At 64.3% G+C, this 26,043-nt stretch carries 24 protein-coding genes; 4 read left to right on the plus strand and 20 right to left on the minus strand.

Translation table 11 applies throughout. The features are described from left to right. Positions 1 to 23 precede the first annotated feature (23 nt). Both ACVWVY_RS04555 and ACVWVY_RS04560 read right to left on the minus strand, forming a co-directional pair. Positions 24 to 962, minus strand: coding sequence for a DMT family transporter (locus tag ACVWVY_RS04555; protein ID WP_456625256.1), 939 nt, complete (start codon positions 960 to 962; stop codon positions 24 to 26). A 34-nt stretch (positions 963 to 996) separates the two neighbouring features. Beyond that, the gene (locus ACVWVY_RS04560) at positions 997 to 1,482 is read right to left on the minus strand and encodes a Fur family transcriptional regulator (RefSeq protein WP_247521939.1); all 486 of its coding nucleotides are present in this window, start codon (positions 1,480 to 1,482) and stop codon (positions 997 to 999) included. Between the two features lie 154 nt (positions 1,483 to 1,636). On the opposite strand from ACVWVY_RS04560, the gene ACVWVY_RS04565 reads away from it, so the two are divergent. From ACVWVY_RS04565 to ACVWVY_RS04575, 3 genes are read left to right on the plus strand one after another with little or no spacing between them, the layout of a single operon-like run. Beyond that, positions 1,637 to 2,116: a MarR family winged helix-turn-helix transcriptional regulator gene (locus tag ACVWVY_RS04565; protein WP_456625257.1), complete on the plus strand. Its 480-nt coding sequence runs from the start codon at positions 1,637 to 1,639 to the stop codon at positions 2,114 to 2,116. Further along, positions 2,109 to 3,281, plus strand: coding sequence for an HlyD family secretion protein (locus tag ACVWVY_RS04570; RefSeq protein ID WP_456625258.1), 1,173 nt, complete (start codon positions 2,109 to 2,111; stop codon positions 3,279 to 3,281). Before ACVWVY_RS04565 ends, ACVWVY_RS04570 begins: the two co-directional genes overlap by 8 nt. Before the next feature lie 4 nt (positions 3,282 to 3,285). Further along, positions 3,286 to 4,842, plus strand: a complete 1,557-nt coding sequence (locus ACVWVY_RS04575; RefSeq protein ID WP_456625259.1) for a DHA2 family efflux MFS transporter permease subunit — start codon at positions 3,286 to 3,288, stop codon at positions 4,840 to 4,842. Between the two features lie 22 nt (positions 4,843 to 4,864). On the opposite strand, the gene ACVWVY_RS04580 is transcribed toward ACVWVY_RS04575, so the two are convergent. From ACVWVY_RS04580 to pcaF, 15 genes are all read right to left on the minus strand, one after another. After that, complete coding sequence (locus tag ACVWVY_RS04580) at positions 4,865 to 5,785, minus strand: DMT family transporter (RefSeq protein ID WP_456625260.1); 921 nt, start codon at positions 5,783 to 5,785, stop codon at positions 4,865 to 4,867. Between the two features lie 54 nt (positions 5,786 to 5,839). After that, positions 5,840 to 7,669: a tannase/feruloyl esterase family alpha/beta hydrolase gene (locus ACVWVY_RS04585; RefSeq protein ID WP_456625261.1), complete on the minus strand. Its 1,830-nt coding sequence runs from the start codon at positions 7,667 to 7,669 to the stop codon at positions 5,840 to 5,842. Between the two features lie 36 nt (positions 7,670 to 7,705). After that, positions 7,706 to 9,577 carry a bifunctional sugar phosphate isomerase/epimerase/4-hydroxyphenylpyruvate dioxygenase family protein gene (locus tag ACVWVY_RS04590; RefSeq protein ID WP_456625262.1) on the minus strand — a complete coding sequence of 624 codons (1,872 nt, stop codon included), beginning with the start codon at positions 9,575 to 9,577 and terminating at the stop codon, positions 7,706 to 7,708. After that, positions 9,574 to 10,314 (minus strand): ABC transporter ATP-binding protein, encoded by a 741-nt coding sequence (locus tag ACVWVY_RS04595; RefSeq protein WP_456625263.1) that lies wholly within the window; start codon positions 10,312 to 10,314, stop codon positions 9,574 to 9,576. The genes ACVWVY_RS04590 and ACVWVY_RS04595 overlap by 4 nt, the downstream gene beginning before the upstream one ends. 11 nt (positions 10,315 to 10,325) lie before the next feature. Continuing rightward, positions 10,326 to 11,069 (minus strand): ABC transporter ATP-binding protein, encoded by a 744-nt coding sequence (locus tag ACVWVY_RS04600; RefSeq protein WP_456625264.1) that lies wholly within the window; start codon positions 11,067 to 11,069, stop codon positions 10,326 to 10,328. Continuing rightward, positions 11,066 to 12,064: a branched-chain amino acid ABC transporter permease gene (locus ACVWVY_RS04605; RefSeq protein WP_456625265.1), complete on the minus strand. Its 999-nt coding sequence runs from the start codon at positions 12,062 to 12,064 to the stop codon at positions 11,066 to 11,068. Before ACVWVY_RS04605 ends, ACVWVY_RS04600 begins: the two co-directional genes overlap by 4 nt. Next, positions 12,061 to 12,936 carry a branched-chain amino acid ABC transporter permease gene (locus tag ACVWVY_RS04610; protein WP_456625266.1) on the minus strand — a complete coding sequence of 292 codons (876 nt, stop codon included), beginning with the start codon at positions 12,934 to 12,936 and terminating at the stop codon, positions 12,061 to 12,063. Before ACVWVY_RS04610 ends, ACVWVY_RS04605 begins: the two co-directional genes overlap by 4 nt. A 93-nt stretch (positions 12,937 to 13,029) precedes the next feature. Further along, the gene (locus tag ACVWVY_RS04615; protein ID WP_456625267.1) at positions 13,030 to 14,166 is read right to left on the minus strand and encodes an ABC transporter substrate-binding protein; all 1,137 of its coding nucleotides are present in this window, start codon (positions 14,164 to 14,166) and stop codon (positions 13,030 to 13,032) included. A 107-nt stretch (positions 14,167 to 14,273) separates the two neighbouring features. Next, positions 14,274 to 15,164: a shikimate dehydrogenase gene (locus ACVWVY_RS04620; protein WP_456625268.1), complete on the minus strand. Its 891-nt coding sequence runs from the start codon at positions 15,162 to 15,164 to the stop codon at positions 14,274 to 14,276. A 126-nt stretch (positions 15,165 to 15,290) separates the two neighbouring features. Next, positions 15,291 to 16,229, minus strand: coding sequence for a LysR family transcriptional regulator (locus ACVWVY_RS04625; protein WP_456625269.1), 939 nt, complete (start codon positions 16,227 to 16,229; stop codon positions 15,291 to 15,293). Between the two features lie 99 nt (positions 16,230 to 16,328). Continuing rightward, positions 16,329 to 17,195: a sugar phosphate isomerase/epimerase family protein gene (locus ACVWVY_RS04630; RefSeq protein ID WP_456625270.1), complete on the minus strand. Its 867-nt coding sequence runs from the start codon at positions 17,193 to 17,195 to the stop codon at positions 16,329 to 16,331. A gap of 29 nt (positions 17,196 to 17,224) precedes the next feature. Beyond that, positions 17,225 to 18,118, minus strand: coding sequence for a dioxygenase family protein (locus tag ACVWVY_RS04635; RefSeq protein WP_456625271.1), 894 nt, complete (start codon positions 18,116 to 18,118; stop codon positions 17,225 to 17,227). Between the two features lie 22 nt (positions 18,119 to 18,140). Then, the gene (gene pcaG, locus ACVWVY_RS04640) at positions 18,141 to 18,746 is read right to left on the minus strand and encodes a protocatechuate 3,4-dioxygenase subunit alpha (RefSeq protein ID WP_456625272.1); all 606 of its coding nucleotides are present in this window, start codon (positions 18,744 to 18,746) and stop codon (positions 18,141 to 18,143) included. Continuing rightward, positions 18,747 to 19,448 carry a protocatechuate 3,4-dioxygenase subunit beta gene (gene pcaH, locus ACVWVY_RS04645; protein WP_456625273.1) on the minus strand — a complete coding sequence of 234 codons (702 nt, stop codon included), beginning with the start codon at positions 19,446 to 19,448 and terminating at the stop codon, positions 18,747 to 18,749. It lies immediately after the preceding gene. 137 nt (positions 19,449 to 19,585) lie between these two features. Then, on the minus strand, positions 19,586 to 20,794 hold the full coding sequence (gene pcaF, locus ACVWVY_RS04650; RefSeq protein ID WP_456625274.1) for a 3-oxoadipyl-CoA thiolase: 1,209 nt from the start codon (positions 20,792 to 20,794) through the stop codon (positions 19,586 to 19,588). Positions 20,795 to 21,032: 238 nt separating this feature from the next. On the opposite strand from pcaF, the gene mutS reads away from it, so the two are divergent. Continuing rightward, positions 21,033 to 23,768 carry a DNA mismatch repair protein MutS gene (mutS, locus tag ACVWVY_RS04655; RefSeq protein ID WP_456625275.1) on the plus strand — a complete coding sequence of 912 codons (2,736 nt, stop codon included), beginning with the start codon at positions 21,033 to 21,035 and terminating at the stop codon, positions 23,766 to 23,768. A gap of 18 nt (positions 23,769 to 23,786) precedes the next feature. On the opposite strand, the gene ACVWVY_RS04660 is transcribed toward mutS, so the two are convergent. The 3 genes from ACVWVY_RS04660 to ACVWVY_RS04670 all read right to left on the minus strand — a co-directional run bounded on the left by ACVWVY_RS04660 (position 23,787) and on the right by ACVWVY_RS04670 (position 26,033). Further along, positions 23,787 to 24,494, minus strand: a complete 708-nt coding sequence (locus tag ACVWVY_RS04660) for a GrlR family regulatory protein (protein WP_456625276.1) — start codon at positions 24,492 to 24,494, stop codon at positions 23,787 to 23,789. Positions 24,495 to 24,552: 58 nt separating this feature from the next. Beyond that, positions 24,553 to 25,362: a hypothetical protein gene (locus ACVWVY_RS04665; protein WP_456625277.1), complete on the minus strand. Its 810-nt coding sequence runs from the start codon at positions 25,360 to 25,362 to the stop codon at positions 24,553 to 24,555. Between the two features lie 161 nt (positions 25,363 to 25,523). Continuing rightward, a complete protein-coding gene (locus ACVWVY_RS04670) occupies positions 25,524 to 26,033 on the minus strand; it encodes an OsmC family protein (protein ID WP_456625278.1) in 510 nt (169 codons plus the stop codon). Positions 26,034 to 26,043: the final 10 nt, after the last annotated feature.

Here is a 26,043-nt window from a genome sequence, read left to right on the forward strand (position 1 = left end):
GCGACGAAGCAATGACGGCAGCGCTACGCCGGCACGTTCGGATCCGGCCCCACCTTCGGATCCGGCTTGTTCACCAGATAAAGCCCGGCAATGACCAGCAGCGCCGCGGCGCCGAAGGCGATGGTCAGCGTGTCATGCAGGATGAAATAGCTGGCGGCGACGCCGAACAGCGGCGTGACGAAGGTGAAGGCGGACAGTTTGCTGGCGGAGTAGGTTTTCACCAGGGCGAACCACAACAGGAACGTCAGACCCACCACCCAGAACGCCTGATAGGCCAGCAGCGACAGCGACAGCGGCCCGGGAACGTGGGTGATGGCTTCGTCCGATATCCACGCGGCAGCAGCGAGAATCGGGATCGATAGCGCCACCTGATAGCCGAGCCCCTTTTCCGGCGGAGCCTTGATCAGCGCCGTGGTCTTGATGATCAGCGTCGTGGCAGCCCAGAGCACGCCGCCGATGACGATCAGGAGGTCGCCCAGCAAGACCTTCGCGTCGACGTTGGCCTGGGGGACGCCGATCGCCAGCGCGACTCCGGCGAAACTCAGCGCCAGGCCACCCCATTGCGGCGCCCGCAGCCGTTCGCCGAGAAAGACATACGAGCCGAGCGCGACGAAAAACGGCGCCGTGTACAGAAACACCACGGCACGCGACGCCGATGTCAGTTGCAGGCCGCGATAGATCAGTACGAATTCGATGCCGAAGATCACGCCAGCGCTCACGCCGGACCACAGCGTCCCATCGCGCTCGAAGAATTTCACCCCGCGAAACCAGCCGATCGCGAGCAACACCGGCAGCGCGCCGACAGAGCGGCTCAATGCCTGCAGCATCGGCGGCACGTCCGGCAACACCAGCTTCACCGCGATCTGGTTGAACCCCCAGCTCAGGCACAGCATCACCATCAAGGCGATGGCGCCCGGTGTGAGCGCACGCCCGGCGGAGGATACTCCTGGCTTGGACGACATCGATCCTCGTGGCCGGCTTATCCGCCGTGTTCTCTTATTTCTGACAATGCGCGCAGGTGCCGGCGATCTCGACGACGGATAGCTTTGGCGCGAAACCCGACGCGCGCGCTGCCGCGTTGAGGCTTTGCGCCACGGGGGCGGCGGGAATTTCGCCGACGGAACCGCAGTGATCGCAGATCAGGAACGCCACCATCGAGGTCTCGTCATGGTCATGCGCACAGGCCAGGAAGGCGTTGCGGCTCTCGATGCGGTGGACGAGGCCGTTCTCCATCAGGAAATCAAGCGCGCGGTAGACCGTGATCGGCGCCGGCCGCGGCATCGATTTGGCGAGTTCGTCGATCACCTCATAGGCGCCGAGCGGGCGGTGGCTCGACAGCAGCGCCTGCAGTACCTGGCGCCGGATCGGGGTGAATTTCTGCGTCCGCCGCGCGCAAACCTCTTCGGCATGCGCCATCGCTTCCGCAGTGCAGCGGCCGTGATCGTGGTCGGGCGCGGGAAATGTCGGCTTGGTCAGGGTCATATTCCGCTTTTGTAGCAGTTTGAACGCCAATCCCAAAGCCCGGCCGCCCGCGGTTCCCAGCCATGTGCTGGAAGCGGATCAGGCCATTGTTAAACGCGCCATGCGGAATTCATAAGCAAGCTTATTATATCGCTAGCTTATGGAGGCAGTGGCTATGCGCGGTTCCGTGGATATGAACTTCCTGTTTACGCTCGGCGAGGTGCAACGGATGGTGCGCGCCTTTGCCGACCGACAGGCGGCGCGCTACGGCATCACCCGCGCGCAATGGGCGGTTCTGGCCAAGGTCGAGCGCACCGAGGGCCTGAAACAGTCGGAACTCGCCGAACAAATGGAGATGCAGCCGATCACGCTGACGCGGCTGATCGACAAGCTCTGCGACAATGGCTGGATCGAACGCCGCGGCGACGAAAAAGACCGCCGCGTCAACCGCCTCTATCTGCGCAAGGCGGCGCGGCCGCTGCTCGGCAAGCTCGCCGGGCTTCGCTCCGAACTGACGGCGACCGCGCTCGACGGCATCAATCCTGCCGATGCCCACCGCCTGCTCGCCCAACTCGACCAGATCAAGGAAAACGTTCGCAACGCGATCCAGCATCCGGCGAACGAACCTCCGCGAAAGGAGCAGCGCTATGGCTGATCCCGTGCTCAAATTCCCGCCCGAGCAGAAGAACAGTCCGGCGTCACCGACGTCCCGGCCGAAAGTTGCCGCAGAACCGCGTCGCCGCTTGATGGCCGGCATGCGCCGCTACCGCCGCTTCCTGCTGCTGGTGGTGTTGCCTTTGGTAGCGCTGGTGGCCGGCGTGACGTTCTATCTCAATGGCGGCCGCTACGTGACCACCGACGATGCCTATGTCGGCGCGCAGAAGGTTCTGATCACGCCTGACATCTCCGGCAAGATCGAGAAGGTCGTCGTGAAAGAGGGCCAGCAGGTTGGTCCAGGCGACGTGCTGTTCGAGATCGATCCCGTCCCGTTCCGCCTGGCCGTGGCGCAGGCCAAGGCCAGCCTCGCGCAGGCCAACGTCACCTATGACAATCTGATCGCCGACTTGCGGATCTACGGCCAGATGGGCGAGCTTTCGCAGCAGGGCATGGACCTGAAGCGGCGCGACGTCGAGCGCAAGTCAGCGCTGGTGAAGAACAATTTCGGCTCGCAGCTCGACCTCGACAATGCTTCCACCGCCCTCGTCACCGCGAGCGCCCAGTTCCAGTTGCTGCAGCAGAAGATCGCCACCGCAAAAGCGCAACTGCTCGGCAATCCCGAGCTGCCGCTCGGCGAATTTCCGCCCTACGCGCAGGCAAAGGCTGCGCTCGATCAGGCCCAGCGCAATCTCGACCACACGGTGATGCGCGCGCCGATGGCCGGCATCGCCACGCAGGTCGATCAGATTCAGCTCGGCCGCTTCGTGATGGCGGGCGCGCCCGTCTTCAGCATCATCGACACCTCCAATCCGTGGGTCGATGCCAACCCGAAGGAATCCGATTTCACCCATGTCGCGGTCGGCCAGTCCGTCACGCTCGAGGTCGATGCCTTCCCCAATCATTTGTTCAAGGGCACGGTCGGATCGCTCTCGCCCGGCACCGGCGCGCAATTCGCGATCCTGCCGCCGCAGAATGCGTCAGGCAATTTCGTCAAGGTGGTGCAGCGCGTGCCGGTGCGGATCTATTTCGACAAGAACGACAAGTTCGTCCGCAAGCTGAAGGCGGGCATGAGCGTCTACGCCACGATCGACACCAACCATCGCCGCTCGCTGCCGGCCATGCTCGGGCTGTCGCCGGCGGTCGCCAACCAGGACCACGATTAACGCCATGACGACGGGCGCACCATCGGCTGCCGTTCCCGGTCTGCGCCGGAACATGGTGACGATCTGCGCCATGACGGCAACGATCATGCAGGCGCTGGACACCACCATCGCCAACGTCGCGCTGCCCTACATGCAGGGCACGCTGTCGGCGTCGCAGGACCAGATCAACTGGGTCTTGACCTCCTACATCGTCGCCGCCGCGATCATGACCGCGCCCGTGGGATGGATCGCCAACCGCTTCGGCCGCAAGCGTATCTTCATCATCTGCTCGGCCGGCTTCACCATTGCTTCCGTAATGTGCGGGCTGGCGCAGGACATCACCCAGATGGTGGTGTTCCGCCTGCTGCAGGGCGTGTTCGGCGCGGCGCTGGTGCCGCTGTCGCAGGCGGTGATGCTCGACTCCTACGCGCTGCATGAGCGCGCCAAGGCGATGGCGATCTGGGGCATGGGCGTGATGATGGGACCGATCATGGGCCCGTCGCTCGGCGCCTGGCTGACCGAGACCTATTCCTGGCACTGGGTGTTCTTCGTCAACCTGCCGTTCGGCATCTTCACAGTGCTCGGCCTCATGATCTTCATGGACGAGACGAAGAAGGCCTTCGAACTGCGCTTCGACTGGTTCGGTTTCACGGCGCTCGCCATCGCCATCGGCGCGCTGCAGCTTGCGCTGGACCGCGGCGAGCAGCTCGGCTGGCTGGAATCCAACGAGATCATCGCCGAGTTCATCATATCGGCCATCGGCCTCTACTATTTCCTGGCGCATTCTCTGACCACGCCACAGCCGTTCATCCAGTTCGCGCTGTTCAAGGACAAGAATTTCGTCGGCGGCTGCGTGTTCATGGCGGTGATGGGCCTTGTGCTGTTTTCGACCATGGCGCTGTCGTCGCCCTTCCTGCAGAACGTGATCGGCTATCCCATCATCACCGCCGGACTGCTGCTGGCGAGCCGGGGCTGCGGCACGTTCGTGGCGATGATGCTGGTCGGCCGCCTGATGCGCCATATCGAAGCGCGGACGCTGATCATCTCGGGCCTCAGCCTGACCGCGGCCTCGCTGTTCTATATGACCGGCTGGACCGACCAGACCGGCGTGACCGAGATCGTGATCATCAGCGTGGTGCAGGGCTTCGGTTTCGGCCTGGTGTTCGTGCCGCTCTCCACGGTGGCGTTCCTGACGCTGCCCAATCATCTGCGCACTGACGGCACCTCGATGCTGACCTTGATGCGAAATGTCGCAAGCTCGATCGGGATCTCGCTCGTGATCGCGCAACTGACGCAGGGCACGCGCTACACCTATGCGGTCCTGTCGGAACACATCAACCCGTTCAACCACGCCCTGCAGATGCCTGCGGTCCGCGGCATGATCGATCTCGCCACCGACCAGGGCCGCGCCATGGCGGACATGATGCTCAAGGTGCAGGCGCAGATCATCGCGTTCTCGCACGACTACCAGATGGTGATGATCTTTACTGCCTGCGCGATCCCCCTTGCGATCATGATCGGCTCGACCAAGGTCGCCCTGCGCGCCCAGTCGGCCGCACCGGACCATGCGGTGATGGAGTAGCGCCGGCCAGGCGAGCGGCGGGCTATTGCGGCCTGCCCTGCTTAGCCTGCAGGCTCAACCACATGCCGCCGAGCGACAGAGCGCCGCCGATCAGATGGATCACGGTCGGCGCCTCGCCAAGAAATATGATCGACAGCACGGCGCTGACGATCGGGCCCAGATAGAGACTCAGGGACGTCGACACCGCGCCGAACTTCGCGCCGAGATAGGCGTAGGCCGAATAGGCAAAAAGGCCCGGGACCAATCCTGCGAAGAGATAGACCAGCGCCGCGCGCCCGCTGAACGCGGCTGATGGTGCGGACCACATTTCGTGGATGGCGAAGGGCAGCGAGAACAGCGCGCCCACCGCCGCGAACAGACCAATCCGCGCCAGAAAGCTCACGCCACTGCCGACCCGGTTCTGCAGCAGGGTGTAGCCGGCCCATCCCAGCATCGCCATCAGCGCGAGCAGGTCCCCTACCGCTATGCCGGCCCCGACTGCGGCTTGCCCCTTGATAATGATCAGCGCTGCGCCCGCCAACGACAGCAGCATGCCAATGATCTGGTTTCGCTGAATGGCTTCCTGGCCTGACACGAAAGAAAACAGCAGTACCGCGAGCGGCGCGAGCGCCATGATCAGCGCCAGGTTGATCGCCGAGGTCGTAACGCCGGCGACGTAGACCGGGCCGCCGCAGATGAACATGCCGAGAAAACCAGCCGCGACGATGCCGAGCGTCTGCCCGTGCAACACGCCGGGTTTTTCCCGCAGGGCCATCACGACGACCGGCAGCAGGCCGAGCGCCACGATGCTCCAGCGAAAAAACGCGATCGAGAACGGCGGAACGCTTCCGGCAACGCCACGCGCCAGGATCATGTTGGAGACCTGAGCGGTGGCGATTAGCAGAAAACCGATTAGCCCAAGCACTTCGCGTGCCTTGCTGGCGGCTTCCTTGGGTTCGATCATGCTCAATCCGGTGCTGGCGTCCCTGCCGACGACACACCATCCTATCCCGCCGACTTAACGGCAGCCATAGCTCGCCGCCTGTTTTGCGTCCCCGTTGCCGTTCCACGTCGTCCGCAACGGATAGACGCAGACGGGATAGCTGACGCTGTTGTCGCGCGACGTCAGCAGGATTTCGCCGGGCGCGGTGTCCTTCTCGACCCAATCCACCAGCGCGTTGAAGAACTGGTCCTGTTCGCGCGTCGGCGTCTGGTTGGCATTGCCTGGCAGTTTCGGCAGCGGCACGGTGTCGTTCTTGCCGCCAACCGTGTAGGCCCGGCCTTGCGAAGAGTGCGCCGAACCTGGCAGCAAATACATCCGCATGAACTTCTGCACCTCCGCAGGCCCGCCCATCGCCGCCACCACGCGCTCGTGATAATTGATATTGCCGGCAGGCGGGATCGCGTCGTCGACAAGGCCGGTATAGACGATAACCTTGCGGCCGAGATCGCGCAGCTTGCCAAGGTCCGCCTTGTCCGTGATGAGGTCGCTGAACAGCGTCGGCTGCAACGCAACGCCCTTGTTCACGGCGTCGGCGAGGCCAGTGTAATCGAGTTCAAGCCATTTATTGCGTGCGCCAGTCGAGCCGTTCGCGATCGGATCGCCTGACGCCGTGCTGGCGTCGGAGGCGTAGCTGACATCCTGCAGCGCCAAGGCGACGCCGTAGGAAGAGGCGCTGGTGATCTGGTTGCCGATGGCGGTGCTCTTGGTGAAGGTCCACCAGAGCTGGTTCTTGCCGAGCGATTTGCCGGACCGCGCGTCCGCGCTCTGCGCGGCATCGAAACTTCCATCGCCGGTGGCGCCATACCAGATCCTGTTCAGCGCGTTCGCCTCCTTGAGGTTCATGCAGGTTGCGGCATCGGCATTGCTTCCGGTGACACCCTCGCCCGCCACGCCGGCGCACAGCATGTCGGCGTCGCGCGCGGGATTGTAGTCGCAAGAGAAGGGATCGAGCAGGAACCCGAGACCCGCCTTGTCGCAGGCGGCAACCGCGCGCTTGTTGGCGGCGGCGACCTTGGCGGCAAACGCTGTAGCCTCCGCCTTGTTCGCCGAGGTGAAGCCGAGCTCGGTCTTCATCACGATCTGGGGATAGAGCCCCGCCGTTCCGAATTTCGCGATGCTCAGCGCCGGCTGCGCGATCATGTAGCCGTCGTATAGTTCGGGGTATTCCTGCACGAGCTTCATGCCCTGCCGGCCGCCCTGCGAATGGCCGTCGTAATAGGTATATTTCGGCGCCTTGCCGTAATAGAGGTTGACCAGCGCCTTGGTCTTGACGGCCTGCTCCACCATGGCTCGGACGGAGAAATCGCGAAGCGATTCCGAATTGACCTTGCCATCGGACAGAAACGCGAACGAACCATCCTGGTACCAGGGCTGGCCCGCATCCGTCGTGCCCGACGCGTAGCCGATATTGGCATTGACGATCGCCGGCACCTTGCTGCCGATCTTGTCGGCATAGCGATGACCGCCGCCGACCCAGCCGCCGCCGCCGTAATTGCGGATACGTTCGTTCCAATTCGCCTGCGTTGGCAGCCAGACCTCGATGCCGATGCCTTCCGACCAGGAGCGCGCGTTCTTGTCCTTTTCCGCCGTGGCGCCGGGGCCAACCAGCAATTTCACCAGACACAGATCGGCCGCCGCCGTCACCGGCTGCGGCGCATCCGGCGCCTTCAGCTCCTCGCCCTTCTTCACCAGCCGCACCGCAATGACCGAGGTATCGGCGTCGGGGCGAAACGCGGTCTTGATGCCATCATCGCAGGAAAGCGGATCGGCCAGCGCCGGTGTCAGGTGGCAGCAGGCGGCCAACAGCAGCGCCGCGGTGATGTTCGTTCCTCGCGCGATCGACATCGTTTCACTTCCCTTTTGATTTTCTTGTTGTACAGGTCAGGCCTTGGGCATGGTCAGCGGCCGCGATTCGCGGGTCTGGGCCGCGAGCCGAATCGCGGCGTTGGCGGCGCCGAAGCCGTGATAGTCGCGGCGCTCGACGATCTCGAAGAAGAACCGCTCGTCGAAGGCGTGGGTATAGACCTGGAAGAATTCACCGTCGCCTTCGCGGTCGTAGAGGATCTGGTTGTCGCGAAGGGCAGTCATGGTCGCGGCGTCGAGGCCGTATTTGGCTTCGATGTCATCGTAGTAATTGTCGGGGATCTTCAGGAAGTCTGCACCGCGTGCGCGCATGTCGGCGATCGCCGCAAAGATATCGTTGCAGGAGAACGCGACGTGCTGGACGCCGGAGCCGAAGAATTCGTGGATGAAGCGGGCCGACAGCGTGCGGGTGGCGGATGAGCCGTTGAGCACCACGCGCAGGCCCTGATTACCATTGATCAGCGCCTGGCTCTGCACCAGCCCGACCGGGTCCGCGATCTCCATCTGCGGCAGGCGCTCCAGATCGAGAATGCCGGTGTAGAACAACAGCCACGACAGCATCTCGTCATAGGGCATCGACTGCGAGATGTGATCGACGGCATCGAGCCGATCGCTCGCCGCATCGCTGCGCAGCGGCTCGAAATCGAGATCCCAGTTCTTGCCGGCCTCTTCCAGGAAATACAGCAGGCTGCCGCCGACGCCGCGGATCGCCGGAATCTCGAGTTCGCCGGGCCCGACGGGCTGGTAGAAGGTCCGCGCCTTCAGCGCCTCCGCCCGCGCCATGGTGCTGCCGACGTCATCCACGTCTATGGCGACGGCGCAGACGCCGGGACCGTGCGCGACGAAGTGCGAATGCGCAAAGCCGTCCGGCTCGCAATTGATCACGAGATCGATATGACCCTGCGACCAGCGTTCGACATCCTTGCTGCGATGCGCGCCGGTTTTGCGAAAACCGAGCCGGCCGAACAACGCTGCAAGGTCGCGGGATTTTTCTTCACTGACGGCGAACTCGATAAAGCGGACCCCGCGGCTCTTCGCCTTCGGCTGCAGCGGCATTGCCGGAGCGGCGGACGCAGCGCCGCGGACGTCATCCTCGAGCAGGATGAGGGAGCGCAGTCCATCGGTCGCCGTACGGACTGCGGAGCCGGCGCGAAACTGGTCGTTGAATATCTCCAGCGACAGCGGCCCCGCATAGCCGGTGGCGAGCACGGCTTCCACGAATTGGGCGACCGGCAGATCGCCTTGCCCCGGGAAGCAGCGAAAATGCCGGCTCCAGGACAGCACGTCGAGACCGAGCTTCGGCGCGTCGGCCAGTTGCACCAGAAAGATCTTGTCGGCCGGGATCGATTGAATCGGCATGGTCGGAAACGACGGTGCCAGCGCGTGAAAACTGTCGAGAATGACACCGATCGATTTGTGATCGGCGCGCCGCACGATCTCCCAGGCGTCGCGGTAGTTGTTGACGTGACGTCCCCAGGCAAGCGCCTCATAACCGACGCGCAGGCCGCGCGCCGCGGCGCGCTCGCCCAGTTCGCGGAAATCGCCCGCCGCGCGATCGATACCACCGAGCGAGGCCGGTGAAATATTGCTGCAGATCAGCATCAGGTCGGTCTGCAATTCCTGCATCAGGTCGAACTTGCGCTCGGCGCGTGCAAAATTGCGCGCACGCTGCGGCTCCGGCATGCCCTCGAAGTCACGGAACGGCTGGAAAGCGCAGATCGACAGCCCGAGATCCCGGCACATCTGGCCGACGTCGCGCGGGCTGCCGCTGAACGACAGCAGGTCGTTCTCAAAAATCTCGACGGCGTCGAAGCCGGCGGCGGCGATGGCGCGCAGCTTTTCGTCGAGTGCGCCGCTGAGCGAAACGGTGGCGATCGAGTGCTTGCTCATGCGGCAGTCTCCGTCATGGCGCCGCCCAGGAACAATTGTCCGATGCGGGGATCGTTCAGCACGCGCTGCGCGGTGTCGACAAGCCGGGTCTGGCCGAGTTCGAGCACGATGCCGTAATCGGAAATCTCCAGCGCCGAGCGGGCGTTCTGCTCGATCATCAGGATCGACACGCCGCGATCGCGGAGATCCTTCAGAATGTTGAAGGTTTGCTGCACCATCAGCGGCGAAAGCCCGATCGACGGCTCGTCGATCAGCACCAGTTGCGGATTGAGCAGCAGGCCGCGGACGATTTCAAGCTGCTTCTGCTCGCCACCCGACAGCGTGGACGCCTGTTGCGTTGCCCTCTTGCGCAGCGCCGGGAACTTGTCGAGCGCCGCCTCGATCCGGGCCGGCAGGTCGGTGATGTCCTTACCCGCGACGACGGCGCCAAGCTGGATATTGTCGCGTACCGATAGCTCGGGGAAGATATTGCGTCCCTGCGGGACGTAGCAGACGCCTGCATTGAGCAATTCGCGCTGGCTTTGCCCGGTGACGTCACGCCCTTTGAATATCACCCTGCCTTCGCGCAGCTTCAGCAGGCCGAAGATCGCCTTGAACACGGTGGATTTGCCGGCGCCGTTTGGGCCGATCACGGTGGTAATGGAGCCTGCGGGCACCGAGAAGGTGGTGCCGTTGAGGATCGTCATCTTGCCGTAGCCGCCGACGAGGCCTTGAACATCCAGGATGGCGTCGCTCATGGATCGATCCCTCAATGGCCGAGATAAGCTTCGATGACGGCGGGGTTGGCGCGGACTTCGCTTGGTGTGCCCATCGCCAGCAGTTTGCCTTCCGCCATCACCATCACGCGCGTGCACAGCGACATCACGAATTCCATGTTGTGCTCGATCACCACGAAAGTGGCACGCTTCTCGCGGTTGATCGCCGCCAGCCGCTCCTTGAGATCGCTGAGCATGGTGAGATTGACGCCGCCGGCGGGTTCATCGAGCAGCACCAGACGCGGACCGCCCATGAACGCCATCGCGGCATCGAGCAGTTTCTGCTGGCCGTAAGAGAGCCCGCCCGCGGCTTCGGTGGCAAGATGATCGAGCTTGAAGAAGCCGATCATCTGATCGGCCGCAGCCGATAGTCCGGCATCGGAGGGGCCGAACAGCCGCGACGCCATGTTGCCCTGATGCTCCTGCCCGGCAAGGATGAGATTCTCCCGCACCGACAGCTTCGGAAACACCTGCAGGAGCTGGAAGGTGCGGCTGACGCCCAAACGATTGAGCTCCGACGGCCGCAATCCGGTGACGACCTTGCCGTCAACCTTCACCTCACCATCGGTCGGCGTGAGCTGCCCGAGGATACAGTTGAAGAGTGTCGACTTGCCGCAGCCGTTCGGGCCGATCAGGCCGAGGATCTCGCCCTCCTGCACGTCGAAGCTGACGCCATCGACGGCCTTGATGCCGCCAAAGCTCTTCTTGATTTCGCTGACTTCGAGGACCGCGGTCATGGCGCCGTCTCCAGTCGGGATTTGGCGACTGCGCGCAGCGCCGACGCCGCCCTGGTGCGCCGCTCGGCCAGATAGCGATCGAGGATGCCGAGGATGCCGGTCGGCGAATAGATCAGGAGCAGCATCACGGCGACCGCGTAGAGCATCAGGTAATAGCCTTGCGTGAAGCGTAGCCACTCCGGCAGCAGCACCGCAATCATCGCGCCGAGGAACGGCCCGAAGAAGAATCCGGAGCCGCCGACGATCACCATCATCAAGAGGTCGAGCGATAGCGAGAGGTTGAACGGAACCGGATCGATATATTGCGTCAGCGGCGCATAGAGCGTGCCGGCCACGCCGCCCAGCGCCGATCCCATCGCAAACGCCATCAGCGTATAGCGTCGCGTGTCGATACCGAGCGACAGCGCCCGCACCGGATTTTCGCGCAACGCGACGAAGGCGCGGCCCCACGGCGAGCGGATCAGCCACCACATCGCCAGCGAGATGATGCCGAGCGAACCGAGGCAGAAATAATAGAACGGCAGCGGCCGGTTGGTCGCAAAGCCCATGACGTTCGGCCGTGGAATGTTGGAGATGCCGTAGATGCCCTTGGTGAGCCAGTCCTCATTGCGGAACACCAGGAACGCGAGCGTCGAGAACGCCAGCGTCACGAACGCAAGATAATGATGCTGCACACGAAGCGCGGGATAACCCAGGATCCAGCCGATCGCAAAACATAGCACGATGGCGACGCCAAGCGCGGCCACCAGCGGCATGCCCTGCGTGGTCATGATCGCCGCCGCATAGGCGCCGATGCCGACGAACGCACCCTGCGCCAGCGAGACCTGGCCGGCATAGCCCAGTGTCAGGTTTAGCCCCATCGCCGCGATCGTCATCACCGCCCACTGGCTCAGGATGTAGAGGCCGTAGCGGTTGAAATTCATCGGCACGATGATCAGCGCCGCGATGACGGCGATCCCGAGCGCGATGCGCAAATATTTGCCCGTTGCGGTCATACCGTGCGCTCCTCAGGCCGGCCGAGCAGGCCTTGCGGACGGAACAGGATGATGACGATCAGGAGGATGAGCGGCACCGCGGCGCGGTACTGCGTCGACACATAGGCGGCCGACAGATTGTCGACCACACCGATCAAGAGCCCGCCGGCGATAGCGCCGCGCACCTGGTTGAAGCCGCCGACGATCGCCGCAATGAAGGCGGCCTGCCCCAGCACTTCGCCGGAGGAGAATTTCGCCAGATAGATCGGCGTGATCAGCAGCGAGGCCAGCGCCACCAGAAACGCATTGATCAGGAAAGTCATCAGGATCATGCGCTCGACCGGCACGCCGATGATGCGGGCGACCGTCGGGTTCTGCGCGGTCGCCTGCATCTGATGGCCGATCGAGGTGCGGTTCAGGAGCGCAGTCAGGCCGATCACCACCGCAATCGCGAGTGCCAGCACGCCGATGCTCTGCAACGAGACCACCCGGCCGAGGATCGAGACGTCACCGGCCGGCACGATGGAGGGGAACGGCGATGCTTCTGCGCTGAAGAACTGCTTCACCGCCTCTTTCATGCCGATCGCCAGTGCCATGGTCGCAATCGCCAGTGGCAACACACCGTGCCGCAGCATCGGGTCGACCAGCAGCAGCTTGAAGCCGAGCCCGAGCAGCAGCAGCGATAGCAGGATGCCGAGAATGATCGCGAGCCAGAATGGCGCGCCGGCGTGCATCACCGCCAGCATCAGGAACGCCGGCAGCATGACGAATTCGCCCTGCGCGAAATTGATGGTTTGCGACGTCTGCCACAGCAGCGTGAAACCGACTGCGACGAGGGCGTAGATCGCCCCGGTCGCAAGACCTGCCACGAGCAGATCGAGCAGATTGGACATGCTCCTCCCCTCACCCGTCACATGCGGACGGCGTCAATCGTTTCACCGTGCTGATCTCGGGGGCGCTCGCTCAAGCGCACGCCCCGTCGTGGCTCAGTTCAGTTTCGGCAGCACCTGCTTGACGACCTGCTTGCCGTCGACGATCTCGACCAGGAAACCCTGGCGGTCGATGTCGCCCTTCTCATCGAAAGTCACATCCATCAGGATGCCGGGCTCGCTCGCGGCCTTGATGGTGAGGCCGTGCAGATTGTCGGCGAACGCCTTGGCGTCGACCTTGCCCATCTTCTCGGTGGTGGCCTTGATCATGTAGATCGCGAGATAGCCCTTCAGCCCGTTATGATCGGGGACGTAGTTGTACTTCTTGGAGAACCTCTCGCGGAACGCCTTGATCAGGTCGACCGGCGCATCGGTGGTCAGGCCAACATGGCCGCGCGCGCCGTTCGCGGCATCGCCGGCGAGTTCGACGACCTTCTGGCCGACCAGCGTCGTCTCGCCCATCAGCGGCACTGATATCGCCTGGCGCTTCAGCTCCTTGAGCATCCGCGCGCTCTCTTCCTCGTTGACATAGACGAACACCGCATCCGGCGCCGCGGCCTTGATCTTGCTGACGTCGGCGGCGAAATCGGCTTGTCCGGCTTCGGTCGAGATGTCAGCCGCGACCTTGATGTTGTACTTGGCGAATTCCTTGGTGATGACGTCGCGGCCACCCTTGCCGAAATCGTTGTTGACCCAGACGATCGCGACCGATTTGGCCTTCAGCTCGTCGTTGATGTATTTGGCAACCTTCGGCATCGAGGATTGCTGCCCGAACGACGTACGGAACAGAAACTTGTTGCCGCCCTGCGTCAATTCGGCGGCCTCGCCACCCATGATCTGCGCGATGCCGGCTTCGGCGGCGAGCGGCGAAGTGACCTTGACCGATCCGGAATAGCCGGGCCCGAGCAGGACGTAGGGTTCGTTATCGAGCGCCTTCTGCACCTGCGCGCGCGCGACGCCGGGATTCGACTGCGAATCCGCATGCGTCACTTCGAGCTTGCGGCCGAGCAACCCGCCCTTGGCGTTGATCTCCTCGATCGCCAGGTCGATGCCGTTCTTCCAGTTGGTGCCAACGGTGGCGCCGCCGCCGGACAGTTCGGCGACATTGGCGAGCTTGATCGGCGCACCTTGCGCGAATGCGGCCACGGCCGACACGGTAGCAAGCAGGAGTCCTGCGAAAATTCCAGATCTCATTTCCATCCCCTCTTCTCGTTACAACAAGCGGCCTTGTAACCGGCCGCGTTCTTTGATTTGAGCATGATCCTTTCGGAAAACCGGTACCCGTTTTTCCGGATCATGCTCTAGGCTGCGTTCACCTTAGCGTAGCGCTTGGCCATTACGGCGTCGAATGCATTTCCCATCTCGACGGCCGATGGCTTCAATCCCGTGAACAGTTCGAATGCGTCCGCGGCCTGATAGATCGCGAGCTCGCGCCCGGTCATGACCTCGGCGCCCTTTGCCTTTGCGGCGTTCAGCAGCGGCGTCCAGAGCGGCGTATAGACCGCGTCGGCGACCCACACGCCCCTGTGCAGCAGGGCGTCCGGGACGGGCGTGCCGCGGTTCGGCAGCATGCCGACCGGCGAGCCGTTGACGACCCCGGTGGCGCCGCGCATCGCGTCCTCGACGCTGCCGACAACACTTGCCTTGCCGCGCTTCCCGATCTGGCCGGCGAGTTGCGTAGCCTTGGCGCGGTCGGTGTCGAAGATCCTGATCTCGGCGACGCCGATCCCGGCCAGCGCAAAGGCAATCGCCTTGCCGACGCCGCCTGCGCCGATCACCGCAACCGTGCTCTGCGCAGGGTCACTGACAAGCTCGGTGATCGCCCGGGCAAATCCCGTGGTGTCGGTGTTATGTCCGATCAGCCGGCCATCGCGGACCACGACGGTGTTGACCGCACCGATCGCTTGCGCGCCCGGCGACAATTCGTCGAGCAGGGCGACCACCGCCTCCTTGTAGGGAAAGGTGACGTTGACGCCGGCAAAACCCAGACGACGCACGCCGTCGAGCAGCAGCCGCAACTCTTCGTGTCCAGCACCGGCGACTTCGATCAGTTGATAGTGGCAATGTGCGCCGAGCGCTTCAGCAGCCCGCTCATGCATCGCCGGCGACGCCGAATGCGCGATCGGCGCGCCGATCAGGCCGGTGAGAAAGCGGCGGTCGGCCGGAGCAGGAGGTCGGGCGGCGGGGCTCATGATCTCGTCATCGGTCCCAATGCGCGTTGGCGGCGGTCGGTTCGGGATACGCCCCGAGCCGCCCGGACGATAGCGGTTTGCCGACCTAACACAATTACCCATTTATGCCGGATAGATAACATTATGTTATTTCTTGCGGCCCTTGGAATTGGGCTTTCGCGGCGACCCCTTGCCCGGCCCCACCGCCCGCATTTCCGAGCGCAGGCATTCGATGAAATGCTCGATGTGAAGCGACAGCGGCGCGCCGCGTTTCACCGCAATGTAAGTGTCGAACCGGGTCGGCTCGACAATCCTGAGCAACTCGACGCCGGGATAGCCGCCATGGGCGACGGTGAACTGGTCGATCACGGCAATGCCGAGGCCGGCCTTGACCAGCGCGCACACGGTGGTGCCGAAGCGCGCGCGGATGGTGATGTCGTAGGCGAGTTTGTTGCGCGCAAATATCTCCGCCATGATCCGTCCATAGGGATCGTTGGGATCGATGCCGATCAGGGGATAGCGGATGATCTCGGCGGCCGAGACCTGCTTGCATCCGGCCAGTTCATGCCCCGCCGGCACGATGCAGAACAATTCGCCCGACGCCAGCGGCAGGAAATCGAGGCCGGGATGGTCGAGCCGATAACTCATGGCAACACAATCGCCACGGCCCAGCAGCAGATAATCGACGGCCTCCTCGATCTTGAGGATGTTGATGTCGATCCGCAATTCGGGATAGCGGCGCCGCACCCGCTCGATCGCGCGCGGCACCATGACCTGCGAGATGCTCGGCACCGAGCCGATGCGCAGCTCGGACAGGTCGCCGCGTCCGATCTTGGAGATGATCTCGGTGAGATCATCCATCTTCTCGTAGACGCCGTTGATCTGCTCGAAGATGTTGCGGGCTTCCGCGGTCGGGAAGTAGCGCCCATTCTGGCGCTGGAAGAAGCGAACGCCCAGGGATTTTTCGGTGTATTTCACCAGCCGGCTGATACCGGGCGCCGACACGTTCAGAAGCCTCGCCGCGCCGCCGATCGTGCCGGTCACCATCACGGCGCGGATCACCTCGACCTGGCGCAGCGTCATCATGTACGGCAGCTCCGCGGATGAACTTGCGAGATACTATCATCATCGATCGGCGCGCCGGCCAGTCCGGAGAAAAATCTCCGGCGGCCTGGAAATTGACGATCAGGCACCATCGCGCGATCCGGCAATCACATTCCTGGCGGCGGTTAGCGCGCGCTGCGCCCGGGCCTTCGCATCCATCGTCTTCGCAAGCTCGGCGGTCGGGACCTCGATACTGATCGTGATATCCGCCGGCATGGCGCGCGTCAGCGAGACGAGATCGATGCCGCCCTCGCCCGGAAACATCCGCTCGTGGCGGGCGGCATGGATCATGGCTTCCGTCGTGGTGGGCCGCTCGGCGGGGGCGTCGCACATCTGCCAATAATGCAGCCGGTGCGCGGGGACGCGCGCGAGTTCGTCGATCGAACTCCGTGACCGGTCGAAATGCAGCGCATCCACCAGCACCCCGGCATTTGGCTGGCCTGCCTGCGCGACAATGCTGCTCGCGGTCGATAGATCAGGCGCGTAGGTCCATGGCATGAATTCGAGATCGGCGGACAGCCCGTAGGGGGCCGCGGCCTCGCAGAATGCCGCATAGCGATCCCTGAACCGGCTGAGGTCGGGATCGTAGGCGGCGACCAGGATGTGCCTGGCGCCGAGCCGTGCGCCGGTCTCGAAAAAGGCAGAGAATGCGGCGACCTCGGTTTCCGGCCGGAGCGCGACCACTTCGAGGTCAGCCACGGTGATGCCGGTCGCATCCAGCCGGGCGAGTGTCTCCTTCAGGCCCGCTTCGTCTTCCATCAGCGGATAGGCAACGCCGCCTGGCATAGCAGGCAGCAGCCGGAGCCCGACCTGCTGATAGCCGCAGGCTGCGGCGACGTCGATCAACGCAGGGGGCGCGAGTTCGAGGACGGTCAGCGCGGCGAGGGAGAACGATGGCATGATGGTCCGGCGCCAATGGCGTTTGCGTGGCAGGGCGGCGACGGGCATCGCCGGGAATCTGGAAAACGCGCTACACCCTACTTGATCGGTGGGCGCGGCAATACGGCCTCGCCCGCTTCCATCCTGTAGACATGGTGGAGCGAATACCAGGGCGGACGAACATCCGCCGCGATCGGATGTGGCTCGTCATGACGGACGAAATCGCCGATCAGCGCCTTGGTGACGCCAAACTGCACGTCGCTGCCGATGTGCGGATCGGCGGGATCGTAGACCTGCGAGATCAAGACCTTGAATCCCGGCTTGAATATCAGCGCATGCAGATGCGCCGGCCGGTAAGGATGCCGGTCCTGCACCTTCAACAGCCGCCCGACCACGCCATCGGTCGGGATCGGATAGCCGACCATCATCACCGAGCGAAAGGCGAAGCGACCATCGGCATCGGTCGTGAACTTGCCGCGCAGGTTCATCTCAGCCTGTTCGGGGTCCTGGTTCTCGTAAAGACCGACCGGCGAGGCGTGCCATACGTCCACCTCCGCCCCGGCAACCGGATTGCCGGCATGGTCCACGACACGCGCGGTGACGAAGAGGGCCGCGCCCGGCGTTTCGGACCGGACGATCGAGCCGCCGTTTTCAGTACGGGGAGAGTTCAATCGCCAGAACGGCCCGAGCAGCGATTGCGCCGTTTCGGTGTTGCCCTGGTCGCCGTTGTTCAGAAGGCAGACCAGCGAGGAAACGCCGAGCGAGCCCGCCATCAGCACGACTTCGTTGTGCGTATCGGTCGATTGCCGGCCCATCTCGGCGAGAATCGCTGTGGCTTCGCGGAACTCCGCTTCGGTCAGCCCTACGTCACGGACGAAACCGTGCAGGTGCTGGACCAGCGACACCATGATCGCGCGCAACCGCGGATCGGACGTCCGCTCCATCACGGAAGTCGCCGCAACCGTGACATCCTGCTGACGCCCGATGATCATTCTGCACCCCCGGCGGCCACAGTTACACGTCGAAGAACACCGTCTCTTTGTCGCCCTGCAGATGGATATCGAAGCGGTAGACGGCGTTGCCGCCGCCCGGCTGGCGCGTCGCGATCAGCGTGGCGCGGCGGTCGGCCGGCACCAGCGCGAGCACCGGATCGGCGGCGTTAGTGGCCTCGCCGTCGAAATAGATCCGCGAGTAATTGTGCAAGAGCATGCCGCGTGCGAACACGGCGAGGACGATATGCGGCGCCTGCGGCTTGCCGTCGGGATCGGCGACCTGACCAGGCTTGATGGTGTCGAAGGTATAACCGCCGTTCGCATCGGTGCCGATCCGGCCGAACCCCTTGAACGTCGAGTTCGGCAGCGCCCGCTTGTCCTGCGGGTCCGAGAAACGGCCCTGCGCATCCGCCTGCCAGATCTCCAGCATGCAATCCGGCACGACCTCGCCGCCGCCATCGAACACCTGACCCTCGACGCGAATGCGCTCGCCCGACGTATCCGCTGTCACGAGATTATTGCTGAACGTGTCGTTCCACTCGTATTTGCCGCCCGGCGTCAGGCCGTAGGCGAAATACGGACCGACGGTTTGCGACGGAGTGACCCCGTCCGGTTTGGCCTGTTGCACTTATTTGTTCTCCATCGGCGTGGCGTTGCGCCCGCGCAGCACAATGTTGAAGCGGTAGCACAGCGCCCAATCCGGCTTGGTATTCTCCAGATCGAACGACGAGATCATCCGGTCGCGCGCCTTCTCGTCGGTCACCGAATTGAAGATCGGATCGAACGGGAACAAGGGATCGCCGGGGAAATACATCTGCGTGACGAGACGCGAGACAAAGGAGTGGCCGAACACCGAGAAGTGGATGTGGGCCGGCCGCCAGGCGTTGTGGTGATTACCCCAGGGGTAGGCGCCGGGCTTGATGGTGACGAAGCGGTAATAGCCCTGGGCGTCGGTTTGCGCGCGGCCGGCGCCGGTGAAATTCGGATCGAGCGGCGCGGGATGCTGGTCGACGACATGCACGTAACGGCCGCAGGCATTGGCCTGCCAGAGTTCGACCAGCGTGTTCGGCACGCCACGGCCGTCTTCATCGAGCACATGGCCGTGCACGATGATGCGTTCGCCGATCGGCTCGGCCTTGCCTTGAACGGTGAGGTCGTGATCGTTCTCGCGCACCGTCTCGTGGCCGTACACCGGCCCGGTCAATTCCGACAGCGTGTGCCGCATCGGAATCAGCGGCTTCGAGGGCGAGCGCTTGACCGTGCTCTTGTAGGCGGGGGACAGCCGCGGCGGATGCGCCGCGAGACTTTGCACTGGATAGACCAATGTCATGACGAATTTCTCCCTCGCATCGCGCGCGCGGCGCGAAATTGCTTTGCAATTTTGTCGCCCAGCCGCGCGCCGCCAGATCATTATAGGACATAACTAATTTGGGAAAGCGCTGTTTTTCACTCTCCCAAATACTTGTTTCAATTGATTTTTTCGATCGCAACCGCAACGCCCTGGCCGACGCCGACGCACATGGTTGCCAAGGCAAGCTTGCCGCCCCGCTTCTCCATGCCGTGCACCGCCGTCAACGCCAGCCGCGCGCCGCTCATGCCGAGCGGATGACCGAGCGCGATCGCGCCGCCATGCGGGTTGACGAAGTCGGCGTCGTCCTTGACGCCCAGTTGCCGCAGACAGGCTATGCCCTGTGAGGCGAAGGCTTCATTGAGCTCGATCAAATCGAAGTCAGAGATCTTGATGCCGAGACGTTCCATCAGCTTCTTGGTCGCCGGTACCGGGCCGATGCCCATGATGCGCGGCGGCACCGCGGCCGAGGCGAGGCCCAAAATGCGCGCCCGCGGCGTCAGCCCGTGCTTCTTCACAGCGGCTTCCGACGCCAGGATCATCGCGGCCGCGCCGTCGTTGACACCGGAGGCATTGCCAGCGGTCACCGTGCCGGGATTGCGCACGATTGGCTTCAGTTTCGTCAGGTTCTCCAATGTGGTTTCGGGCCGCGGATGCTCGTCCTTGTCGACGGTGATCGGGCCAGCCTTGCCGCCCGGCACCGAGACGGGCGTGATCTCCTCGGCGAAATAGCCGGCCGCGATCGCAGCGCCCGCGCGCTGCTGGGAGCGGATCGCCATCGCATCCTGGTCGGCCCGCGACACCTGGAATTCCTCGGCGACGTTCTCGCCGGTTTCCGGCATCGCATCGACGCCATACTGCGCCTTCATCAAGGGATTGATGAAGCGCCAGCCGATGGTGGTGTCGTAAATCTCCGCCGAGCGTGCAAACGCCTCAGGCGCCTTGCCCATCACGAACGGCGCGCGCGTCATCGACTCGACGCCGCCGGCAATCGCGAAATCGATTTCTCCTGATCGGATCGCGCGGCCCGCGGCGCCGACCGCATCGAGGCCCGACGCGCAGAGCCGATTAAGGGTCTGGCCGGGAACCGATTCCGGAATGCCCGCCAGCAACAGCGCCATCCGCGCCACGTTGCGGTTGTCCTCGCCGGCCTGGTTGGCGCAGCCGAAAAACACCTCATCCACCTGCGACCAGTCGAGATTGGGATGCTTCGCCATCAACGCCTTGATCGGCACGGCGGCCAGATCATCGGCGCGCACCTTGGCGAGCGAGCCGCCGAAACGGCCGATCGGGGTCCGGACGGCATCGCAAATGAATACATCACGCATAGAATCTCTCCCTGAATGCCGTGCTTTAGGCGTTAAGCCCTACGGAACTGTCGGCGAGTTTTAGGAGCGTGCCCGCGGCAGGTCAATTGAGGCATCGTTCCCGGGTAGTGCTTTCGCGGGAGGTCCGTCATGCCCTCAACGCTGGCGTGATGAACTTGAGGGCACCGGACGTGGAAAACTCTGAGAACGCGGGTATGGGAATAGGACCGGGGAGCAAAATTTTGTAGTTTGCGCCACAATGACGATCCAGCAATCCATCCCCGCCCCCGCGCCTCCCGAAGCCGCACCCGCCGCTGACGCCAACTCGCGCGTCACGCCGATGATGGAACAGTACCTTGAGATCAAGGCCGCCCATCCCGGGCTGCTGCTGTTCTACCGGATGGGCGATTTCTACGAGCTGTTCTTCGAGGACGCCGAGATCGCCTCCAGAACGCTCGGCATCGTGCTGACCAAACGCGGCAAGCACCAGGGCATGGACATCCCGATGTGCGGCGTGCCGGTGGAGCGCTCCGAGGATTATCTGCATCGCCTGATCAATGCCGGGCATCGCGTCGCGGTGTGCGAGCAGACCGAGAATCCGGCCGCCGCCCGCGCCCGCGGCAACAAGGGCCCCGTGGCCCGCGGCGTGGTGCGGCTGGTGACGCCGGGCACGCTGACCGAAGACACGCTGCTGGATGCGCGCACCAACAATTACTTGCTGGCGATCGCGCGCGCCCGCGGATCGAGCGGCGGCGACCGCGTCGGGCTTTCGTGGATCGATATCTCGACGTCCGAATTCATGGTGACGGAATGCGCGACCGCGGAACTGGCGGCGACGCTGGCGCGGATCAATCCGAACGAGGTCATCGTCACCGATGCGCTCTATGGCGATGCGGAACTTGGACAGACGCTGCGCGAACTGCCCTCGGTGACGCCGCTGACCCGCGACGTGTTCGACGGCGCCACCGCCGAGCGGCGGCTGTGCGACTATTTCGCGGTCGCGACCATGGATGGCCTCGCTGCGATGTCGCGGCTGGAGGCAACCGCGGCGGCCGCCGCCGTCACCTATATCGACCGCACGCAGGTGGGGAAGCGTCCACCGTTGTCGCCGCCGGCGCGCGAGGCCGCCGGCACCACGATGGCGATTGATCCCGCCACCCGCGCCAATCTCGAACTGACGCGGACGCTGGGCGGCGAGCGGCGCGGATCGCTGCTCGATGCGATCGACTGCACGGTCACTGCCGCCGGCTCGCGGCTGCTGGCCCAACGCCTCGCCGCCCCGCTCACCGACAGCGCGGGCATCGCGCGGCGGCTGGATGCAATTGGGACGTTTGTCGCCGACAGCGCAGCGCGCGATGATGTCCGCACCACGCTCAAGGCCGCGCCTGACATGTCGCGCGCGCTGGCGCGCTTGTCCGTCGGACGCGGCGGTCCGCGCGATCTGGCGGGCCTGCGCGACGGCATCCTGGCCGCCGACGCGGCGTTGGCGCGGCTGGCGCAGCTCGAAGCGCCGCCATCCGAAATCGTGGCCGTGATGGAGGCGTTGCGCCGTCCCTCGCGCGACCTCGCCCGCGAGTTTGAGCGCGCGCTCGCCGAGCAACTGCCGCTGATCAAGCGCGATGGCGGCTTCATCCGCGAGAATTATGAACCCGCACTCGACGAGAGCCGCAATCTGCGCGACGCCTCCCGCCTCGTCGTGGCCGCGATGCAGGCGCGCTATGCCGAGGACACCGGCATCAAGGCGCTCAAGATCCGCCACAACAACGTGCTCGGCTATTTCGTCGAGGTGACGGCGCAGCACGGCGACAGACTGATGGCGCCGCCGCTCAACGCGACCTTCATCCATCGCCAGACCCTGGCCGGCCAGGTTCGTTTCACGACGTCCGAACTCGGCGAGATCGAGGCCAAGATCGCCAATGCCGGCGACCGCGCGCTCAATCTCGAACTGGAAATTTTCGAGCGGCTCTGCGCGATGGCGCTGGCGGCAAGCGACGATCTGCGCGCCGCGGCGCATGCGTTCGCATTGCTGGATGTCGCGACCGCGCTGGCGAAACTTGCGGTCGACGACAATTACGTGCGGCCAGAGGTCGATGGCTCGCTCGGCTTTGCCGTCGAAGGTGGCCGGCATCCCGTCGTCGAACAGGCGCTGAAGCGCGACGGCCAGCCGTTCATTGCCAACGCCTGCGATCTCTCGCCGGGGCCTGCGCAAAAATCCGGCCAGATCTGGCTGATCACCGGGCCCAACATGGCGGGTAAATCGACCTTCCTGCGCCAGAACGCGCTGATCGCACTAATGGCGCAGATCGGCTCCTACGTGCCGGCGTCGCGCGCGCGGATCGGCGTCGTCGATCGCCTGTTCTCGCGCGTCGGCGCGGCGGATGATCTCGCGCGCGGCCGCTCCACCTTCATGGTCGAGATGGTCGAAACCGCCGTCATCCTCAACCAGGCCAGCGAACGCTCGCTGGTCATCCTCGATGAAATCGGTCGCGGCACCGCCACCTTCGACGGCCTGTCGATCGCCTGGGCCGCAATCGAGCATCTGCATGAAGCCAATCGCTGCCGCGCGCTGTTCGCCACGCATTATCATGAGCTGACTGCGCTTTCGGCCAAACTGCCGCGGATGTTCAACGCCACCGTGCGCGTCAAGGAGTGGCAGGGCGACGTCGTGTTCCTGCACGAGGTGCTGCCGGGCTCCGCCGACCGCTCCTACGGCATCCAGGTCGCGAAGCTCGCAGGCCTGCCGCCGGCGGTGATCACGCGCGCCAAGTCGGTGCTGGCGAAACTCGAGGCGCAGGATCGCGGCCAGACCGCACGTGCCCTCGCCGACGATTTGCCGCTGTTCGCCGTCCCCTCCCGTGCCGCCGCCGAACCCGCACCGCCGAGCGAGGCCGAGCAGATGATGGAAGCGGTGAAGGCGCTGCATCCCGACGAGATGTCGCCGCGCGAGGCGCTCGAGGCGTTGTATGCGCTGAAGGCAAAGCTACCAAAGGGGTGACAGAGCGGCGAGCGGCCCTCACCCGGCGAAGGGCTGGATCAATTTCAACGTGGCCGCGAAGCGGATGCTGCGCTTGCCAACCAATGCAGTTGCCTCGATCTCTGCACCCTCGGCGCGGCAGCGGCCCGAGAATCCGATGCCGACCTCATGACCGCCGAACAGCGGATGCTCGTCCCTCGCCGGAGTGTGCTCCTGGTTGACGAACTCGCCCTTCCAGCGGCCGTTCAGGGAGCTATAGGCGCCGAGATAATAGAAGAACGCGTCGCCGCCGAGGATCCGACCGTCTTTCAGGAGCATCACGCCGGTTTGCCCGCCGGCGATGCCATCAAGCATCCGGATGTCGATCGAGTAAAGCCCGCTGACGATGCCGCCATCGCCGACCGGCCCCGGCGGCGGGATGTCGTCATTGCCGAGCGGCGTCATGACCGCGCGGAACACCGAGCCGGCGTCTTCGATGACGGAGCCCGCGAAGTGCCAGACGTCGCCCTGCGGCCTGCCGCGTATGCTGATTGTGACTGCGTCGGAACTGACCAGGTTTCTTCGGTGCGGCGATGGACTGTGGCGCCGGGTTCTGAGCCCGGCAATGATTTCGCCGTCCACATTTTCGTAGGTGCCGAAATGGGCGAAGGCCGTATTGCCGCCGAGCATTGTTCCGGCATGAGCGTAGAGCACGCTGCGGCCGGTGCCGCCGCTGATGTCGTATTCGACCTTGTATAGACCCTCCACCGCGCGCCCTCGTCCGTCCCGCCGCCAGTCTAGCGGGTCTCCTCGCGGTCGGTAACCATCAAACTTGCGGCTCGGTGCGTGCGGCCTTCCTGCGCCCGAGCCACCACAGGCCCAGGTTCCATCCGATGCAGGTCGCGAGTGCAAGGCTGAGCCCCACCGCCGAACCGAACTGAAGCGCCGCGACGTGCAGCACCGCAATCGCAATGCCGAGGCCGATCAGGCCCCAGGCGCTGTTGGCGAGCACGGCGGCGGTCGGCCGGCCGCCGATGCGCGGGTGCAGGATCAGCATCATGGAAGTGAACACGATCGGGAACAGCGCGATCATGCCGCTCACCTTGGGCCCGACCCAGCTCGACGTCGTGACCACCGTCGCCACCAGTGTTGCGACCAGCGATGCGCGTAGCGGGATGTCGTACCAGCGGCGCCTGACCGGCGGCATTTTGGCGTGGCGGTAGCGGGCGAGCAGCGGCACGCAGATGGCGTAGGCGATGACATTGGCGATCAGCCCGCCGGCCAACGACCATTGCACCGAGCGGATGATTGCGGCGAGCACGAGCCATACGGCAACCGCCGAAAGGCAACTGAGCAGCGCGCCGCGGCGCTGCGCCAGCACGACATAGGTCAGCCCGAGAAAAATCGTCGCGGCGTTGATCGGCAGGCTTGCCAGCGCGCCCTCGGCGATAAAGGCCGCGTCGTGATCGAGCGCGAGGAACACGTAGGACGGCCCCGCCGAGATCGGTAGCGTCGCGATCAGCGCGCCGATCACCGGGCCCGAGCGTTCGGTGACGATCGAAGCCGTCACCACGAACGCCGCGGCGAACGCCATGCGCAGCGCGAGCGTCAGGATGAAGGCGAGTTCGGGGGACATGCTAGCTGTCGTTCCTGCCTAGTGCGCAATTGCGCACGGGCGCAGGAACCCATACGCCGCGGCTTCTCGATTTTGGAAGATGCGTGGTCGATACTTCCAGCACCCATTGGCGCCGGTGGCTATGGGTCCCCGCTTTCGCAGGGACGACACCGGAGATTGCCTCACACCCGCTTCATCGACACCGAAACCTTCGGGCCGTTCTTGATGGTCTGAAAGACCACGCAATAGCGTTCGGTGAGCTTTAGCAGCAGGTCGAGCTTGTCCTGTGGCGCGTCGGTGCCGACCTCGAAGCGCAGGCGGATCTCCTCGAAACCGACTGGAGCTTCCTTGTCGACGCCGAGCGTGCCGCGAAAATCGAGGTCGCCTTCGGCGATGACGTTGCCGGTCTTGAGGGGAACATCGACGGCGGTAGCGACCGATTTCAGCGTCACGCCGGCGCAGGCGACGAGGGCTTCCAACAGCATGTCGCCGGAGCAGAGCTCCAGCCCGGAGCCACCGGTGGCGGGGTGGAGGCCAGCTACCGCCAGCGCGCGGCCGGTCTCGACCTTGCAGGCGATGCCTTCATTGTCGATCGAGCCTTTGGCTTTCAGGGTAATGACCGCGGCGGAGGGATCGGACTTGTAGCGTTCCTTGATCGGGGCCTGCATCGCGCGAAGTTCGGCGGCGTCCATCTTCGTCTCC

Source organism: Bradyrhizobium sp. URHC0002, assembly GCF_054059515.1.